The sequence below is a fragment of the Pseudomonas guariconensis genome (genome assembly GCF_024127895.1).
GTDB classification, from domain to species: Bacteria; Pseudomonadota; Gammaproteobacteria; order Pseudomonadales; family Pseudomonadaceae; genus Aquipseudomonas; species Aquipseudomonas guariconensis_B.
In genome coordinates this window covers 328,796-346,483 of record NZ_JAMYBK010000002.1, presented here as the reverse complement: position 1 = coordinate 346,483, position 17,688 = coordinate 328,796, and the positions used below count along the sequence as shown (strand labels likewise).

Sequence of the window (17,688 nt, the reverse complement as noted above, 5' to 3'; positions counted from 1 at the left end):
CGCCTCCCGACGAAGACCGACCCACGAACGAACCACCATGAACCAAGCCAAGTCCTTCGCCCTGTTCGCCCTCGCCCTGACCCTGGCCGGTTGTGCCAATGACGCCTCCAATACCCCTTCCCTGGGCTGGAGCATGCCCGGCATGCAACTCGGTGGAGATCACGGCCTGCCCCTGCAGGTCGACACCCCGTGCCGCAAGCGCGGCTGTGACAACGACAAACTGTTCTTCAACCCTGGCAAGCCCGAGCCGGGCGTCAACACCATCCACCGTGGCTGGTAGGAAAATTCTTCTTTCTAGCCGGTAACTTAGGGTGTTGCTCGATGATCGCAAGAAGTGGTTTACAGTTGCCGATCCATCGCTATAATGACGCCCCTATGCCGGTATAGCTCAGCTGGTAGAGCAACTGACTTGTAATCAGTAGGTCCCGGGTTCGACTCCTGGTGCCGGCACCATACGTAGTACTCAAGAGGCTCACCGAAAGGTGGGCCTTTTTTGTTTTGGCTGCGAGATGTGACTCAGATGGCGAATTCCCCCAACCTTGCGCAAGGCGTTGTGCATTCAGCTATGGCGTTCTCAAAGGCGTTCCGGCAAACCCCTCCGCGATGGTTTGCGTTCGGCCTATTCTCCATGTTCCCCACGAACTGCTGTGAATTCGCGAGTTTGCTGCTGGCGTGGTTTCTATGCGAGGGACACGAGGGCATTACCATCGACGTGGTAACGGGTGAGTTGAAGGAAGATAGGGAGCAACGGCACATCTGGCTGAGGCTCGAAGGGTACAATCTGGATATCACCGCCGACCAATTCGATGCAGCTCTTCCTCACACGCTCATCACCCAACCCGGGGGGTGGCATGAGAGATACGCAGTGATTCACGCGGCGCCATTCCAAAGGGATTTTCACGAAGACTATGGGGATGATTGCAGGCAAGACATCATCGACGACTATAGGGCCTTGGCACATAACGCACGGGCGCGATGCAGCAAAATGTAGCCCAGAACCTGAAAAGCCACGCCGCAACCGCGGTGGTTCAGCCCAAGTACGATTCGAATCCGGCAGCTCGTGCGGCTTGCGCAAACCACCCCGCCGTGCCCTCAGTCACGCCGTACAATCGCGTGACATTTCTTTTGCAAATCCTTACACACCGTGCAATGCACCCTCAGCGGCTAGAGCCCGCAGCGGGCCTTGACGGGAGGGAGTAAGTGATTTGCTGCCCCGATTTCACCTCCCCCTCTCATCAGCACGGTGCCAAACTACCTTGCAAAACTGCGCAGCACTGCATACCCTTGCGCACAACACACCCGCCATGCCTATGGTTGCCTCGGCAGCTATGCACAAATTGAGCGGGTTTTTTTTACCTGGCCGTTTTGCATGAAGCCCTTCCAAAAACCTGCCATCGACATTCCTGCGCAGCTGGCTCTGCTCAAACAACGGGGCTTGAGCATTCAGGATGAAGCCAAGGCGCATTGCTTTCTCGAAGCAGTCAGCTTCTTTCGCCTGACGCCCTACATGCGCCCCTTCCAGATTCCGGAAGATGCTGACCACGCTTTCAAAGCCGGCACCCGACTACGCGACCTCACCCGTTTGTACGACTTCGATCGACGCTTGCGCCTGCTCGTCATCGATGCCATCGAGCGCATCGAAGTCGCCGCACGCGCCGCAATCAGCAACCACATGGGACCGACCCACGGTGCTCACTGGTATCTCCAGCGCCAATTGTTTCAAAGCAGCTATCGACATCCGGAGCTGCTGGACAGCATTCGCAGCAAGCAGGACAAGGCATGCCAGGATCATCAGCGCGAATGTCGGCGCATCGATGCCTCTAAGGCATCCACAGGACGCAAAGAGCAGCTGAAAAACCTACGCGCCAAGGAAAGCTATGCCCGCCACTATGCGCTGACCTATGACGCGCCAGGCCTGATGCCCGCTTGGGCCGCCATGGAAGAAATCACCCTAGGGGACCTCTCGCACTTATTCAAAGGCCTGGCGCGAGACGCAGACAGGAAAGCCATTGCCCGCCGCCTGGAACTACCTGGCCCGTTGCTGCAGTCCTGGCTCCATACCCTGACCACCATCCGCAACATCTGCGCGCACCATGCGCGGCTGTGGAACCGCGAGCTGGGCATTCGACCTGAGCTGCCAAAGACAGTCACCTTCCCCTGGCCGCAGCATCTGCAAGAGCCTGGGCAACACACACGGGTGTTTCCCGTGTTGTGCATGCTCAACCTGTTGATGCGCCGGGTCAGCCCACACACCAGCTGGGATAGGCGATTGCATGATTTACTGGCGGACTTTCCAGAAACCAACCTGCGAGCGATGGGCTTTCCCCCCAACTGGCAGCAAGACCCATTCTGGCAATTGTCCAACTGAAGCTCATATCGGCTGGGCCCTACCTGAGCGGCGCTGAACGGCAACAACCTGTTCGACAAGAAGTACTACCAGACCATCGGCGCCATCGACCGCAACAACTGGTATGGCGAGCCGCGCAACTACATGCTGACCCTGCGCGGCACCTTCTGCCCCATCCCCCTGAGGCAGAACGTCGCGATCATAGGAGAGCCGCTAACGCCCCCGATCGAACGCGAACACATGGCAAGCCGGTTCTGCTGCACAGCCTGGCCGGCATCAGGGCTGTGCAACTCGCAGAGGGTCCGACTGAGGTCGCTCGCAAGCCCAGAAGTCCACGGCGGCGACGTCCTGTTTCGGTGGTCCCAACCAGTCCGACAACCACTGGCATCGGCCAGCGGCACACACCTGGTAATCGCCAGCCTCGGGCGTGCGTCCGGCGCGCAGGGGTTGCAAGGGTGGCAGTTGCCGATGGTAATGCCAGGCACCATCACGCAGGCGGGCATCGTCCGGGATGTCCATGCCTGCGCCATTACCGCGCACGCGCGCCTCGCCCAGGACCAAGCCTGCAGGCGTCACCTGGTAATCCTCCTCCCAGCGGATCTTCTCGATGCTGTGCTGCCAGGCCAGGGTGAAGTCGTGCAGCGGCAGGCTGACCCAGACCACCCCCGCGAGCCCAATGCACAAGCTGGTCATGCCGGCTGCTGGGTAGGCGGACGCTGTCGCCAGCAATGCCAGCCCAGCACGATCGCCCCCAGGGCGAAGCCCGCTTCGTCGCTGATAGGCAGCGCAAGGATCAACGACACACCAGCGGCAAATGCCAACAGGCGCTCCCACCAGGGCATGGGCCCTCGCAGGTGGCCGATCGAGGCACAGCCCCAGAGCGTCACCGCGAACATGGCCTTGACCAGCATGTACAGGGTGGCGCTCCAGCTGTCGCCCTGCATCATCAGCGCCGGATCGTATACCGCCATGAACGGCACGACGAACCCGGCCAGTGCGATGCGCACTGCCCAGATGCTGATCAGCAGCCCCCTTTCCTTGGCGATGGGCGCGGCGGCGAAACATGCCAGCGCCACCGGCGGGGTAAGGTCGGCGAGGATGCCGAAGTAGAACACGAACATGTGCGAGACGATCAGCGGCACCCCAAGCTCCAGCAAGGCCGGGGCGGCAATGGAGCTGGTGATGATGTAGTTGGGAATGGTCGGGATGCCCATGCCCAGCACCAGGCAGGTGAACATGGTCAGCACCAACGACAAGAACAGGTTGTCGCGCCCCAAGTCCAGAATGTAGCCGGCAAAGGTAGTGGCCAGGCCAGTCAGCGAGATGACGCCAATGATCACCCCGACCAGTGTGCAGGCGATGCCCACCGGTACCGCATGGCGCGCGCCCTCGACCAGTGCCATGACACAAGCGCGAAGCGTCGCCCGGCCGCCCTGGACGAAGCAGCACGCCAAAGCGAGTGCGGCGATCACCAGCAGGATGACGCCGATGCCCATGCGGAAGAAACCCGAGCAAAGCACACCCAGGGCGATCCAGAAGGCCACCCGCAGCCAGGTCTTGCCAGCGCGCAGGATGATCGCCGAACCCAGGATGACGATGGCTGTCAGGGCCAGCCCGACCATTCCCGAATACAGCGGCGTGCGCCCGGAGAACAGCAAGACCACCAGGATGATGAGCGGCACCAGCAGGAACCAACGCTCACGCAACGCCCCCCAGGCGCTTGGGCACTGCTCGCGTGGCAGGCCGTGCAATTGGCTGCGCCGGGCCTCCAGATGGACCATCCAGTAGACTGAGCCGAAATACAGCAAGGCCGGGATCAGCGCCGCCTTGGCCACCTCGGCGTAAGGCACGTTGATCGTCTCGGCCATGATGAAAGCCACTGCCCCCATGACCGGCGGCATCAGCTGGCTCCCCATGCTGGCCGTCGCCTCGACGCCACCGGCAAAGGCTGGCGCGTACCCAAAGCGCTTCATCAGGGGGATGGTGAACTGACCGGTGGTGACCACATTGGCGACTCCGGAGCCGGTAATGGTGCCCATCAGCGCCGAGGAAAACACCGAGACCTTGGCCGGGCCACCGCTGCGGTGGCCGAACAGCCCCATCGCGAAATCGGTGAACAGACGGATCATCCCCGCCTGCTCGAGGAAGGCACCGAACAGGATGAACAGGTAGATGTAGGTGGCCGACACATAGGTCGGCGTACCGTAGAGCCCCTCGGTACCGAAGGCCAGTTGGTTGACCATCTGGTCCAGGCCGTAGCCCCGGTGAGCCAGCTCTCCCGGCAGGTACTGGCCGAACACGCCATAGGCCAGGAACAACGCACAGATGATCGGCAGGGCAATGCCCATGACACGTCGCGCCGCCTCGAACACCAGGCCGATCAGCACCAGCCCGATCACCAGGTCGCCTGTGGTCAGCTCGCCAGAGCGCTGGATCAGCTCACCTTCGAAATACCACTGGTAAAACGCGGTGCCCATGCCCGCGAGCCCCAGCAGCCAGGCCATGGGCTGCCAGGGCCGGCGATGGCCGGCGAGCGGGTAGCTCAGGTATACGACCAGAAGCAGGAACCCCACATGGACCGCCCGCAGTACCTGGGTGGAGATCAACGGGAAGGCCGCGGTGGCGACCTGGAAGATCGAAAACGCCAGGGCGACGGCGAAGAGAGTGGCAGGCCATCGATCGGTGCTGGCCTGCAGGCCTTGGGTGGTATCGCTCATGCGCTGCTCCCACGGTTCGACGATGGTTTCAGGGGAGCAGGTTCTTTTCCTTGTAGTAACGCTCCGCGCCAGGATGCAGGGGGATCGGCAGGTTCGTCGCGGCATTTTCCACGCGGATGTCCTTCGCCGCGGCATGGGCCGTGACCAGTCGCGGGAGGTTTTCGAAGATCAGCTTGGTCATCTGGTAGGCCAGGTCGTCGCTGATGCCTTCATGGGTGACCAGGATGTTGTTGATGGCTGCGGTAGGTACCTCGGCATCCTGCCCATCGTAGGTCCCGGCGGGGATAGCGGCCTGCTGGTAGGCGTTGTTGCCGATCTTGGCCACCACATCGGCGGGAATGGGTACGAACACCACCGGCAAGGTGGCAGCCAGGTCGCGGATAGCTGCCTGGCCGAGCCCGGAGGACTGCAGCGTGGCGTCGAGCTGGCGGTTCTTGATCAGTTCGACGGACTCGGCATAGGGCAGGTATTCGACCTTACCCATGTCCTGGTAGCTGAGCCCTGCGGCCTTGAAGATGGCGCGGGCGTTGAGCTCGGTGCCGGACTTGGGCGCGCCCACCGAGATGCGCTTGCCCTTGAGGTCATCCAGGGATTCGATCCCCGACTCCTTGCTGGCGACGATCTGGATGTAGTTGGGGTAGGTACCGGCGATGGCCCGCAGCTTCTTCAACGGCGTCTTGAAACCCGCCTCGGCGTCGCCTTTCCAGGCATCGGCCACCGAGTCACCGAGCGCGAAAGCCAGCTCCCCCCGCCCGGCTTGCAGGAGATTGAGGTTCTCCACCGAGGCCTTGGTGGCCTGGACCGAGGTCTTGCTGCCCTCGATGCCATGGCTGTAGATCTGCGATATCCCCACACCGATGGGGTAATAGACACCGCTGGTGCCGCCCGTGAGGATGTTGATGAAGGTGGGCGCGGCCTGGGCCGTGGCGCAGACGGCAAAAACGGTGCTGGCCAATGCCAGTCGAAGGGCTCGGTTCATGGCGAAGTCTCCACTTATTGTTCTTTTTCCTGCGCCAATAAACCTAGAACGAATCGGCAGGTCCTGCCCAGCTTTTGCGATCGACACTCGCCGCCCCTACACGAAAGGCCTCTCTAATTGGGCTGTCTTGCAGCCCGCCAGCATCTGGCCAGTTCGTACAAACCCTATCCCCCGCTGGCATTCATGAACCGCAGCACCTGCACCTCATCGCTGTCGAACCGGTGCCGGGCAGGCTTGCGCAGCACGGCCTGGCGTATCGCCTCGAGCACGGGCGCGTCATCACCAGGATGACGCCGCAGCAGCCCGCGCAGGTCCAGCGCGTGCTCATGGCCCAGGCACAGCAGCAGGCGCCCCTCGGCGGTCATGCGCACGCGGTTGCAGGTGTCGCAGAAGTGCTGGCTGATCGGCGAGATGAAACCGATGCGCGTACCAGGATGCCCGCTCACCCGCACGTAACGGGCAGGGCCGCCGCTCTGCTCGGCGCTGTCGATCAGTGCATGGCGTTCGGCGATGCGCTCGCGCACCCAGGTGCTGGCGCAATAGCTTTCGTGGCGTGAGCGGCCCACGTCCCCCAGCGGCATTTCCTCGATGAAGCTGATATCCAGGCCGTGGGCGATGGCGAACTCGACCAAGGCGGGCACTTCGTCGCTATTGCGGCCATGCATCACCACGGTGTTGAGCTTGATGGCGGCAAAACCTGCCGAGCGTGCCGCCTCGATGCCGTGCAGCACACGGTCGAGCTCACCGGTGCGGGTGATGGCACGGAAGCGTTTGGGGTCGAGGGTGTCGAGGCTGATGTTGAGGCGCTTGACGCCAGCCTGGGCCAACGGATGGGCCAGTTTGGCCAGTTGCGAGCCGTTGCTGGTCATCACCAGTTCGCGCAGGCCCGGCAGCGTCGCGATACGCTCGCACAGGCCGACGATGCCAGGGCGCACCAACGGCTCGCCGCCGGTGAGGCGGATCTTGCGCACGCCCTGGCTGACGAACAGCCGCGCCACACGCTCGATTTCTTCCAGGCTCAGCACCTGCTGGCGGGGAAGGAAATGCATGTGTTCGGCCATGCAGTAGACGCAGCGCAAATCGCAGCGGTCGGTGACCGAGATGCGCAGGTAGTCGATTTTCCGGCCGTGGCCGTCGAGCAGCAGGGTGTTCATTCGGAGAGTCCTTGGGGCTGCCTGGCAGCCCATCGCCGGCAAGCCCACGAAGAGGCGCGCAAAACGCTATTGAACCAACGGCGAATCCGCGCCATCGAGCAAGATGCCGCGGATATCAGCCTGGCCGACCAGGTTCTTGAGGTACTGCGCCACCGCCACCTGCCACACGCGCTGATCGAGCTCGGCACGAATCGCCTCGTGCACCACCGCGAACGGCAACGCACGGCCTTCGACACGCTGGTCGATCCACACCAGGTGCACGCCATAGCGGCTTTCCAGCGGCTGCTGCGCCAGCCCTGGCGGCAGGCGCAGCAGTTGCCGCTCGAACTCAGGCACGGTCTGCCCCAGGCTGATCTGCCCCAGCGCCCCGCCCTGCTCTTTCGACGGGCACCCCGAGTGGGCCAGCGCCAGCTCGGCGAAACGCGCGCCATCCTCGGCCAGCTGGGCGATCAGGCGTTCGCCCAAGGCCCTGGCGTGGCTGCGCGCCTCGGCATCGTCCGGGGCGCAGGCCAGCAGGATATGCCGCACGGCCAGCAGCGGCGCGCTGGTGTAGCGTTCGCGGTTGTTGTCGTAGTAGTGCCGGCAAATGGCTTCGTCGGCACCCGGCAGTTGCAGCTCCTGCTCGATCAGCATCCGGGTCAGCGCCTCTTCCTCGCTTTCGCCCTGCGCGCACTGCGCCTGCAAGCCCAGTTGCGCGATGCGCTGGCGCAGCAGTTCACGCACCACCAACGCCTGGCTGGCCAGGAAGATCGCCTCCTCGCGGCTCGGCGCCGGGTGGTACTGCAGCTCGCGGGCGATCGCCGCCCCTTCGAGGGCCACGCCATTGACCGTGATACGCGGCCACTGCAGCTCGCTGGTCGCGATCAGCGTCGCGGCATCCGGCAGCTGCTCGTGGGTATTTGCAATGCCCATGTTCGGGCCTCCTTCATCCAGTGCGGGGGCTCGCGCCCCCACGGTCATCAACCTTTCTGGCGCACGATCTGGTAGCGCCGGCCCAGGTACCACACCGGCGCGCTGACGAAATGCACCAGGCGGGTGAAGGGGAACAGCACGAACAGGGTCAGGCCGAGGAACACGTGCAGCTTGTACACCAGGCCCACCTGGGCGATCGCCGCGGCCGCCCGTTGCGGTTGCAAGGTCACGGTGTACTGCGCCCAGTCGGCCAGCATCACCATCACCGAGCCGTCCAGGTGCTGGGTGGACGCGACGATGGTCAGCAGGCCGAGCGACAGCTGGGTCAGCAACACCACCAGGATCAGGATGTCGGAGACGCTCGAGCTGGCACGTACCCGTGGGTTGAACAGGCGCCGATGCAGCAACATCACCAGGCCGATGAAGCACAGCACGCCGAAGAAACCACCCGACACCATGGCCAGCAACTGCTTCTCGGCAGTGCCGATGACATGGTGGTACACCGCCTCGGGCGTCAGCAGGCCGACGAAGTGGCCGGCGAGGATGAACAGCACGCCGACGTGGAACAGGTTGCTGGCGATGCGCATGTAGCGCCGGTCGGCCGGGGTCTGGCTGAAGATCTGGTTGGAGCCGGCCTTCCAGCTGTACTGCGACAGGTCGAAGCGCGCCCAACTGCCGACCAGGCAGATGGCCAGGGCGATGTACGGGTAGACCCCGAACACCAGCAGATCGACGTTAGACATTGCGCACCTCCCGAGCCTGGGCATCCGCCCCCTCATGCTTGAAATCCACCCAGTGCAACGGCACCGGCACCTCCTCGCGCGCCTTGCCAGGCGCACGTGGCTGGCTGGCGCAGCGCTCCTGCTGCTCGGCCTTGAGAAAGTCCACGGCCTCTTCCTCCCAGACCTTGTCCATCGCTTCCAACGAGTCGTCGCGTGGCTCGTCGGCCACCCGTTCGCGGGCAGCCTCCATGACCTGGCCCGGTTGCACCCCGGCGATCTGCAACAGGGCCCGGAAACACGCCGCGTAGCGGCTGCCCCGCTCCTCCAGGCGCGCAGCCAGCAGTGCCAGCAGGTGCGCTACATCGGCCAGGCCCTCGCGGGCGCCCAGGTCGTCGCAGGTCGCGAGGTACTCCAGGTACAGCGGGATGTAGTCCGGCAGCTCGCGCACGCCGATGGCAAAGCCGGCGGCTTCGTACTGGGCCATCAGGTCGACCATGGCCTGGCCACGGTCGCGGGACTCGCCATGCACGTGCTCGAACAGCAGCAGGGACAACGCCCGGCCCCGTTCGAACAGCGCGTCGTAGCGCTCCTGGACATCCATTGGCTCGGCGCCGGTCAGTTCGTCGAGCAGGCAGCGCAACGCCGCGCGCTGGGCGGGGCTGATCTGGCGGGCGGCGTCGATCGCCTGGGCCAGCTCGGCACGGGCCTGCCACAGCGGCGCCTCGGGGTAGTCGAGCAGCAGGGAAATCACCTTGAGAATGCGCATGTTCATTTCTCCCACAGCTGGACGGTCTTGAGCACATCGCGGCGGTTGGCCTTCTTCGCCCCGAACAGGTTGATGTCGGAGCTGCCGCCACACCCGCTGCCAAAGCTGAAGCCGCAGCCGGAACGCTCGGCGAAGGCGTCGCTCATGGCCTCCTCGCGGTGCGCCGAGGGCACGACGTAGCGGTCTTCGTAGTTGGCGATGGCCAGGTAGCGGTACATGTCCTCGCACTGGGCCTGGGTCAGGCCGACCGAGGCCAGCACGTCCAGGTCGCGCACGCCGTCCACCTGCTCGGCGCGTTTGTAGGCGCGCATCGCCAGCAGGCGCTTGAGGGCCAGGCGCACCGGCGCTTCGTCGCCGGCGGTGAGCAGGTTGGCCAGGTAGCGCACCGGGATGCGCAGGCTGTCGACATCGGGCAGCACGCCATCCAGGCTCACGCTGCCGGCAGCGGCGGCGTTCTGGATCGGCGACAGCGGCGGCACGTACCAGACCATCGGCAGGGTGCGGTACTCCGGGTGCAGCGGCAGGGCCAGTTGCCAGTCCACCGCCAGCTTGTACACCGGCGACTGCTGCGCCGCCTCGATCACCGACATCGGCACGCCATCCTTCAGGGCCTGCTCGATGACCTGCGGATCGTTAGGGTCGAGGAACATCTCCAGTTGCTTGCGGTACAGGTCCTGCTCGCCCGGGGTGCTGGCCACCTCGTGGATGCGGTCGGCGTCGTACAGCAGCACGCCGAGGTAGCGAATACGCCCGACGCAGGTTTCCGAACACACCGTGGGCATGCCCGCCTCGATGCGCGGGTAGCAGAAGATGCACTTCTCGGACTTGCCGCTCTTCCAGTTGAAATAGATCTTCTTGTACGGGCAGCCGCTGATGCACATGCGCCAGCCACGGCATTTCTCCTGGTCGATCAGGACGATGCCGTCTTCCTCGCGCTTGTAGATCGCCCCGCTGGGGCAAGACGCCGCGCAGGCGGGGTTCAGGCAGTGCTCGCACAGGCGCGGCAGGTACATCATGAAGGTGTTCTCGTACTCCCCGTAGATGTCGGCCTGGACCTGGTCGAAGTTCTTGTCCTTGCGCCGCTTGGCGAACTCGGTGCCGAGGATCTCCTCCCAGTTCGGCCCCCACTCGATCTTCTCCATGCGCTGGCCAGACACCAGCGAACGCGGCCGCGCCACCGGCTGGTGCTTGGCCTGCGGCGCGCTGTGCAGGTGCTGGTAGTCGAAGTCGAACGGCTCGTAGTAGTCGTCGATGGCCGGCAGGTCGGGGTTGGCGAAGATATTCGCCAGCACCCGGAACTTGCCGCCGATGCGCGGGTTGATCGAGCCATCGCGGTTACGCACCCAACCGCCTTTCCACTTGTCCTGGTTCTCCCATTCCTTGGGGTAGCCGATACCGGGCTTGCTCTCGACGTTGTTGAACCAGGCGTATTCCATGCCTTCGCGGCTGGTCCAGACGTTCTTGCAGGTGATCGAGCAGGTGTGGCAGCCGATGCACTTGTCCAGGTTCAGGACCATGCCGACTTGCGATCGAATCTTCATGGCTATCTCCTCAGAGGTCGTTGGGCAGTGGCTGTGGCAGGGCATCGCCGCCCAAGCCACCGACATCGGTGCCATCGAGCCAGTCGACCTTGCTCATCTTGCGCACCACGACGAACTCGTCGCGGTTGCAGCCGACCGTGCCGTAGTAGTTGAAACCGTAGGCCTGCTGGGCATAGCCACCGATCATGTGGGTGGGCTTGAGCACCACGCGGGTCACCGAGTTGTGGTGGCCGCCGCGGGTCTTGGTGCTCTCGGCACCAGGCACGTTCACGATGCGCTCCTGGGCGTGGTACATCATCGCCATGCCCTCCTTGACCCGCTGGCTGACCACCGCACGGGCAGTGAGCGCACCGTTGGCGTTGAAGCACTCGATCCAGTCGTTGTCCTCGATGCCGACCTTCTTCGCGTCGATCTCCGAGAGCCACACGATCGGCCCGCCACGGCTCAAGGTGAGCATGATCAGGTTGTCGCTGTAGGTGCTGTGGATGCCCCACTTCTGGTGCGGGGTGATCCAGTTGAGCGCGATCTCCGGGTTGCCGTTGGGCTTCTTGCCCTTCACGTAGTCCACGGTGCGGGTGTCGATCGGTGGGCGATAGCTTTGCAACTGCTCGCCGAAGGCCTGCATCCACGGGTGGTCCTGGTAGAACTGCTGGCGGCCGGTGAGGGTGCGCCAGGGGATCAGCTCGTGGACGTTGGTGTAGCCGGCGTTGTAGCTCACGTGCTCGTCCTCCAGGCCCGACCAGGTGGGGCTGGAGATGATCTTGCGCGGCTGCGCCTGGATATCGCGGAAGCGGATCGCCTCATGCGCCTTGGGCACGGCCAGGTGGCTGTGGTCGCGGCCGGTGAACGCCGACAGCGCGGCCCAGGCCTTCACCGCCACATGGCCGTTGGTTTCCGGCGCCAGGCTGAGGATCACTTCGGCGGCGTCGATGGCCGACTCGATCTTCGGCCGGCCCTGGCTCACGCCTTCGTCACGCACGGTATGGTTGAGCTCGGCGAGGAACTCCACCTCGTGCTCGGTGTTCCAGTTGATGCCCTTGCCGCCGTTGCCAAGCGTGTCGAGCAGCGGGCCGAGGGAGGTGAACTTCTTGTAGGTGGCCGGGTAGTCGCGCTCGACCACGGTCATGTTCGGGCAGTTCAGGCCCGGCACCGGCGCCACGCCTTCGGTCTTCCAGTCGCTGCCGCCGAACGGCTGGGCCAGCTCGCCGGGGGTGTCGTGCAGCAGCGGCACGGTGACCAGGTCCTGCTCGACACCCAGCTGGCCTTCGCTCATGGCCGAGAACGCCTTGGCGATGCCCTTGTAGATCTCCCAGTCCGAACGCGCTTCCCAGGCCGGGTCGATGGCGGCGGACAGCGGATGGATGAACGGGTGCATGTCCGAGGTGTTCATGTCGTCCTTCTCGTACCAGGTCGCGGTCGGCAGGACGATGTCGGAGTACATGCAGGTCGAGGACATGCGAAAGTCCAGGGTGGTGACCAGGTCGAGCTTGCCGATGGCACCTTCCTCCACCCACTCGGCTTCGCTCGGCTTGACGCCACCGCGCTTGCCCAGGTCTTCGTTCATCACGCCGTTGCGGGTGCCGAGCAGGTACTTGAGCATGTACTCATGGCCCTTGCCGGAGCTGCCCAGCAGGTTCGAGCGCCAGATGAACAGGTTGCGCGGGAAGTTGGCCGGGTTGTCCGGCTGCTCGCAGGCAAAGCGCAGGGAGCCGTCCTGCAGCGACGTGAGCACGTAGTCCTGCGGCGTCATGCCGGCCGCGGCGGCATCGCGGGTGATCTGCAGCGGGTTGCGGTTGAGCTGCGGCGCGCTGGGCAGCCAGCCGGCACGCTCGGCGCGGATGTTGTAGTCGAGCATGTGCTCGGGGAACTGCGACTTGTCGGCCAACGGCGAGAGCACTTCGTGGATGCTCATCTTCTCGTGGCGCCACTGCGAGCTGTGGTTGTAGAAGAAGCTGGTGCCGTTCATCTGCCGGGGCGGACGGCTCCAGTCCAGGCCGAAGGCCAGCGGCAGCCAGCCGCACTGCGGGCGCAGCTTCTCCTGGCCGACATAGTGGGCCCAGCCGCCACCGGTCTGGCCGACGCAACCGCAGAGCATGAGCATGTTGATCAGCCCGCGGTAGTTCATGTCCATGTGGTACCAGTGGTTCATCGCTGCTCCGACGATGATCATGCTGCGGCCATGGGTCTTGTCGGCGTTGTCGGCGAACTCGCGGGCAACCTGGATGGCCTTTTCGCGCGACACGCCGGTGATGCGCTCCTGCCAGGCCGGGGTGCCCGGCACGCTGGCGTCGTCGTAGCTGCTGGCCACGTTGGCGCCACCCAGGCCACGGTCGATGCCGAGGTTGGCGGCCATCAGGTCGAACACCGTGGCGACCTTGGCCTGGCGGCCGTCGGCCAGGGTCAGGGTGCGCACCGGCACACGGCGCAGCTGGACCTCGTCGCCCGGGGCGGCGGCGAAGTGTTCGTGGTACTGGCCACCGAAGTAAGGGAAGGCCACTTCGGCGACATCGCCGTCGCCGATCAGGCTCAGGCGCAAGTCGGTGCTGCGCCCCTCACCGCCCTCGCGGGCCTCGATGTTCCATTTGCCTTTCTCGCCCCAGCGGTAACCGATGGCGCCCTGTGGCGAGACCAGCCCGGCGCTGTTGTCGTCGATGGCAATGGTCTTCCACTCGGGGTTGTTGTCCTGGCCCAGGTTGCCAGCCAGGTCCGAGGCCCGCAGGAAACGGTCGGCGCTGTAGCCATCGTCCCGCGCCTGGAGCAGCACCAGCATGGGCAAGTCGGTGTAGCGCTTGGCGTAGCTGCGGAAGTAGTCGCTGGGCGTGTCGAGGTGGAACTCCTTGAAGATCACGTGGGCGAAGGCCTGGGCCAGCGCCGCGTCGGTACCCTGCTTGGGGTTGAGCCAAAGGTCGGTGAGCTTGGCCACCTCGGCGTAGTCCGGGGTGATGGCCACGGTCTTGGTGCCCTTGTAGCGCACCTCGGTGAAGAAGTGCGCGTCGGGGGTGCGGGTCTGCGGGACGTTGGAGCCCCAGGCGATGATGTAGTTGGCGTTGTACCAGTCGGCCGACTCCGGCACGTCGGTCTGCTCGCCCCACACCTGCGGCGAGGCCGGCGGCAGGTCGCAGTACCAGTCGTAGAACGACAGGCACACGCCACCGATCAGCGACAGGTAGCGGGCACCGGCGGCGTAGCTGACCATCGACATGGCCGGGATCGGCGAGAAACCCACCACCCGGTCCGGGCCATGCTGCTTGACGGTATGCACGTTGGCCGCGGCGATGATCTCGTTGACTTCGTCCCAGCTCGAACGCACGAAGCCACCCATGCCGCGCTGGCACTTGTACGACTCGGCCTTGGCCGGATCGTCGACGATGCTGGCCCAGGCGTCCACGGGCGCCAGCGTGCGGCGCGCCTCACGCCACAGCTTGAGCAGCGGCTTGCGCACCTTGGGGTATTTCAGGCGGTTGGCGCTGTAGATGTACCAGCTGTAGCTGGCACCGCGCGGGCAGCCGCGTGGCTCGTGGTTGGGCAGGTCGCTGCGGGTACGCGGGTAGTCGGTCTGCTGGGTTTCCCAGGTGATCAGGCCGTTCTTCACGTAGATCTTCCAGGAGCACGACCCGGTGCAGTTCACCCCATGGGTGGAACGCACGATCTTGTCGTACTGCCAACGCGAACGGTAGACGTTCTCCCAGTCGCGGGACTCCTGGCGGGTCTCGCCGTGGCCATCGGCGAACTCACCCTGCTTGCGCTTGAAGAAGCGCATCTGGTCGAGTAGGTGGCTCATGTTCTGTTCCTCTCAGGCTGAGCGCGGTGGCCCGCGCTCGTGGTCAAGTCGTCGGGCTCGGTCAGCAAGGGGTCTCGGCGCCTTTGCGCGAGTACCACCACCAGGTCACCAGGATGCAGCTGACGTAGTAGGCGATGAACGCGTACAGGGCCGCTTCCGGCCCCCCGGTCAGGGCCAGGGAGCTGCCGAAGCTCTTGGGGATGAAGAAGCCGCCGAAGGCGCCGACGGCGGAGCTAAAGCCCAGCACCGCGGCCGACTCCTTGCCCGCCTCGCGCAGGGCCCGCTCGCGTTCGGCCGGCTGGGCCTTGGCGCTGGCGCGTTCGTGCAGGGTGCGGAAGATCACCGGGATCATGCGGAAGGTGGAGCCGTTGCCGATGCCGGTGGTGACGAACAGCACCATGAACATGCTGAGAAAGCCGAAGAAGTGCCCCGCCTCACCTTCGCCGGGCAGGAAGGCGATGACCCCAAGCACGGCGGCGATCATCAGCACGAAGTTCCACAGGGTCACCCGCGCCCCGCCAAGCTTGTCCGAGATCCAGCCACCCAGTGGCCGCGCCAGGGCCCCGACCAAGGGGCCGAGGAAAGCGAACTGAAGCGCATTGACCTCAGGGAAGGCAGTCTTGATCAGCAGCGGGAAGGCGGCGGCAAAACCGATGAACGAGCCGAAGGTGGCCAGGTACAGCCAGCACATCAGCCAATTGTGCTTGCGCTTGAAGATCACCGCCTGCTCGGAGAACGAGGCGCTGGCGCATTTGAGGTCATTCATGCCGAACCAGGCGGCGAGGGTCACCAGGATGATCAACGGCACCCAGACCAGGCCGGCGTTCTGCAGCCACATCGCCCCGCCATCGGCCAGTTCGCTCGGCTCGCCACCGGCGGCGCCGAACAGGCCCACGCCGATGACCAGCGGCACCAGGAACTGCATCCCGGACACCCCCAAATTGCCCAACCCGGCATTCAGGCCCAGGGCCGTACCCTGCTGCGCCTTGGGGAAGAAGAAGCTGATGTTGGACATCGACGAGGCGAAGTTGCCGCCGCCGAAGCCGCACAGCAGCGCGATGATCACGAACACGCTGTAGGGCGTGGCGGTGTCCTGCAGCGCCACGCCCATCCACACGGCCGGCAGCAGCAGCGAAGCGGTGCTCAGCGCGGTCCAGCGGCGGCCGCCGAACACCGGCACGATGAACGCATAGAACACCCGCAAGGCCGCACCGGACAGGCCCGGCAGCGCCGCCAGCCAGAACAGCTGGTCGGTGGTGAAGGCAAAGCCTGCGGCGTTCATGCGCACGATCACCGTGCTCCATACCATCCACATGGCGAAGGCCAGGAACAGCGCGGCGATGGAGATCCACAGGTTGCGGCTGGCGATGGCCTTGCCGGTGGCGCCCCAGAACTGCGGGTCTTCCGGACGCCAGTCTTCGATCACTGGCCCCGGCTGGAGCGCACCGCCCACAGCGGGGTTGTTGGATGCCGACATGATCAGTCTCCTCGAGGTTTCAGGAATCGGAACGGGGGGTGCCGAGGACGGGTGTCCGACGGACTTCGCTGAGGTACATCCAGATCAGCGAGACCCAGACCACGCCGTACAGCAGCATGAAGTTGGAGCTGCGCACGCCGGTCAGGTCGACCAGCGCACCGAACAGGATCGGCAGGACGAAGCCGCCCAGGCCGCCGGCCAGGCCGACGATGCCGGACACCGCACCCATGCGCTCCGGGAACTCGTCGGCGATGTACTTGAACACCGAGGCCTTGCCGAAGGCCCAGGCGACACCGACGACGAACATCAACAGGGTGAACACCCAGGCGTTGAGGCCGATGTGGAAGGTGCGCGGGCCGTCGACGGTGTGCAGGGTGAGGTCGGTCTGCGGGTACGACAGCAAGAACAGGCACACCCAGCTCACCCACAGCACCCACCAGGTCACGCTGTGCGCGCCCCAGCGGTCCGACATCCAGCCGCCCAGCGCACGCAGCACGCCGCCCGGCAGCGAGAAACAGGCGGCCAGCAGCGCGGCGCCCTGCAGGCTGAAGCCGTATTCGGCGACGTAGTACTGGGTCATCCACAGGGCCAGGGCAACGTAGCCGCCGAAGACGATCGAGTAGTACTGGCAGTAACGCCAGACGCGGGGGTCCTTGAGGGTGGCGAGTTGCTCGCGCAGGGACACGCTGGCCGCCACCCGGTGCGACTTGTCGTCGAAGGTGAAGCACCAGAACAGCAGCGCAGTGACCAGCAGGATCGCCGCGAATGCCTTCGGCACCATCTGCCAGCCGGCAGCGACGATGATCGCCGGGGCGAGGAACTTGGTCAGCGCCGAGCCGGCGTTGCCGGCGCCGAAGATGCCCATGGCCAGCCCCTGCCTGGACGCGTCGAACCACTTGGCGACGTAGGCGATGCCTACCGAGAACGAACCACCGGCAAGGCCGACGAACAGGCCCAGGACGAGGAACTGCCAGTACGCGGTCGCATGGCCGATCAGGTAGATCGGCAACACGCAGGCCAGCATCAGCACGAAGAACACGATGCGCCCGCCGAAGCGGTCGCCCAGCATGCCCAGCGGCAGGCGCACCAGCGAGCCACTGAGCACCGGCGTGGCGGCCAGCAGGCCGAATTGGGTTTCGTTGAGGTCGAGCAGATCCTTGATAGGCACCCCCAGCACCGCGAACATCATCCACACCATGAAACAGACGGTGAACGCGGTCGTGCTCATCCCGAGCACCAGCCCCTGTTGTACCTTGCGTTGCATGAACGCTCTCCAGGGCGACTTGTCCAGC

At 64.8% G+C, this 17,688-nt stretch carries 13 protein-coding genes and 1 tRNA gene; 3 read left to right on the top strand and 11 right to left on the bottom strand.

The features are described from left to right. The first annotated feature begins 37 nt into the window (after window positions 1–37). The 3 genes from NJF35_RS04100 (at window position 38) to NJF35_RS04090 (ending at window position 2,368) form a co-directional block, all read left to right on the top strand. Window positions 38–280 (top strand): hypothetical protein, encoded by a 243-nt coding sequence (locus tag NJF35_RS04100; RefSeq protein ID WP_253090696.1) that lies wholly within the window; start codon window positions 38–40, stop codon window positions 278–280. A 97-nt stretch (window positions 281–377) separates the two neighbouring features. Then, window positions 378–453 (top strand) — tRNA-Thr (locus NJF35_RS04095). 916 nt (window positions 454–1,369) lie between these two features. Continuing rightward, window positions 1,370–2,368, top strand: a complete 999-nt coding sequence (locus NJF35_RS04090) for an Abi family protein (protein ID WP_253090695.1) — start codon at window positions 1,370–1,372, stop codon at window positions 2,366–2,368. 255 nt (window positions 2,369–2,623) lie between these two features. On the opposite strand, the gene NJF35_RS04085 is transcribed toward NJF35_RS04090, so the two are convergent. From NJF35_RS04085 to NJF35_RS04035, 11 genes are all read right to left on the bottom strand, one after another. Next, window positions 2,624–3,040 (bottom strand): DUF1850 domain-containing protein, encoded by a 417-nt coding sequence (locus NJF35_RS04085; RefSeq protein ID WP_253090694.1) that lies wholly within the window; start codon window positions 3,038–3,040, stop codon window positions 2,624–2,626. Beyond that, entirely contained in the window at window positions 3,037–5,064 is a 2,028-nt protein-coding gene (locus NJF35_RS04080) for a TRAP transporter permease (RefSeq protein ID WP_225786573.1), read from the bottom strand. The genes NJF35_RS04085 and NJF35_RS04080 overlap by 4 nt, the downstream gene beginning before the upstream one ends. 28 nt (window positions 5,065–5,092) lie before the next feature. Further along, window positions 5,093–6,043: a TAXI family TRAP transporter solute-binding subunit gene (locus tag NJF35_RS04075; RefSeq protein WP_225786574.1), complete on the bottom strand. Its 951-nt coding sequence runs from the start codon at window positions 6,041–6,043 to the stop codon at window positions 5,093–5,095. A 164-nt stretch (window positions 6,044–6,207) separates the two neighbouring features. Beyond that, window positions 6,208–7,197, bottom strand: coding sequence for a GTP 3',8-cyclase MoaA (gene moaA, locus NJF35_RS04070; protein WP_253090693.1), 990 nt, complete (start codon window positions 7,195–7,197; stop codon window positions 6,208–6,210). Between the two features lie 66 nt (window positions 7,198–7,263). Next, window positions 7,264–8,109 (bottom strand): peptidylprolyl isomerase, encoded by an 846-nt coding sequence (locus NJF35_RS04065; RefSeq protein WP_225786576.1) that lies wholly within the window; start codon window positions 8,107–8,109, stop codon window positions 7,264–7,266. A gap of 47 nt (window positions 8,110–8,156) precedes the next feature. Then, window positions 8,157–8,852, bottom strand: a complete 696-nt coding sequence (gene narI / locus NJF35_RS04060) for a respiratory nitrate reductase subunit gamma (RefSeq protein WP_253090692.1) — start codon at window positions 8,850–8,852, stop codon at window positions 8,157–8,159. After that, window positions 8,845–9,597, bottom strand: a complete 753-nt coding sequence (gene narJ, locus NJF35_RS04055; protein WP_225786578.1) for a nitrate reductase molybdenum cofactor assembly chaperone — start codon at window positions 9,595–9,597, stop codon at window positions 8,845–8,847. The genes narI and narJ overlap by 8 nt, the downstream gene beginning before the upstream one ends. A gap of 2 nt (window positions 9,598–9,599) precedes the next feature. After that, complete coding sequence (gene narH / locus NJF35_RS04050; protein WP_225786579.1) at window positions 9,600–11,138, bottom strand: nitrate reductase subunit beta; 1,539 nt, start codon at window positions 11,136–11,138, stop codon at window positions 9,600–9,602. A gap of 10 nt (window positions 11,139–11,148) precedes the next feature. Next, a complete protein-coding gene (locus NJF35_RS04045) occupies window positions 11,149–14,919 on the bottom strand; it encodes a nitrate reductase subunit alpha (protein WP_253090691.1) in 3,771 nt (1,256 codons plus the stop codon). A 61-nt stretch (window positions 14,920–14,980) separates the two neighbouring features. Further along, window positions 14,981–16,396, bottom strand: a complete 1,416-nt coding sequence (locus NJF35_RS04040; RefSeq protein ID WP_225786581.1) for a NarK family nitrate/nitrite MFS transporter — start codon at window positions 16,394–16,396, stop codon at window positions 14,981–14,983. 19 nt (window positions 16,397–16,415) lie between these two features. Continuing rightward, the gene (locus NJF35_RS04035; RefSeq protein ID WP_225786582.1) at window positions 16,416–17,660 is read right to left on the bottom strand and encodes an MFS transporter; all 1,245 of its coding nucleotides are present in this window, start codon (window positions 17,658–17,660) and stop codon (window positions 16,416–16,418) included. Between the last annotated feature and the right edge of the window lie 28 nt (window positions 17,661–17,688).

Excerpts from the sequence above, each read along its gene's own strand:
- NJF35_RS04100 (WP_253090696.1), top strand. The coding sequence starts at position 38 with ATGAACCAAGCCAAGTCCTTCGCCCTGTTCGCCCTCGCCCTGACCCTG.
- NJF35_RS04090 (WP_253090695.1), top strand. The coding sequence starts at position 1,370 with ATGAAGCCCTTCCAAAAACCTGCCATCGACATTCCTGCGCAGCTGGCT.
- NJF35_RS04085 (WP_253090694.1), bottom strand. The coding sequence starts at position 3,040 with ATGACCAGCTTGTGCATTGGGCTCGCGGGGGTGGTCTGGGTCAGCCTG.
- NJF35_RS04080 (WP_225786573.1), bottom strand. The coding sequence starts at position 5,064 with ATGAGCGATACCACCCAAGGCCTGCAGGCCAGCACCGATCGATGGCCT.
- NJF35_RS04075 (WP_225786574.1), bottom strand. The coding sequence starts at position 6,043 with ATGAACCGAGCCCTTCGACTGGCATTGGCCAGCACCGTTTTTGCCGTC.
- moaA (WP_253090693.1), bottom strand. The coding sequence starts at position 7,197 with ATGAACACCCTGCTGCTCGACGGCCACGGCCGGAAAATCGACTACCTG.
- NJF35_RS04065 (WP_225786576.1), bottom strand. The coding sequence starts at position 8,109 with ATGGGCATTGCAAATACCCACGAGCAGCTGCCGGATGCCGCGACGCTG.
- narI (WP_253090692.1), bottom strand. The coding sequence starts at position 8,852 with ATGTCTAACGTCGATCTGCTGGTGTTCGGGGTCTACCCGTACATCGCC.
- narJ (WP_225786578.1), bottom strand. The coding sequence starts at position 9,597 with ATGCGCATTCTCAAGGTGATTTCCCTGCTGCTCGACTACCCCGAGGCG.
- narH (WP_225786579.1), bottom strand. The coding sequence starts at position 11,138 with ATGAAGATTCGATCGCAAGTCGGCATGGTCCTGAACCTGGACAAGTGC.
- NJF35_RS04045 (WP_253090691.1), bottom strand. The coding sequence starts at position 14,919 with ATGAGCCACCTACTCGACCAGATGCGCTTCTTCAAGCGCAAGCAGGGT.
- NJF35_RS04040 (WP_225786581.1), bottom strand. The coding sequence starts at position 16,396 with ATGTCGGCATCCAACAACCCCGCTGTGGGCGGTGCGCTCCAGCCGGGG.
- NJF35_RS04035 (WP_225786582.1), bottom strand. The coding sequence starts at position 17,660 with ATGCAACGCAAGGTACAACAGGGGCTGGTGCTCGGGATGAGCACGACC.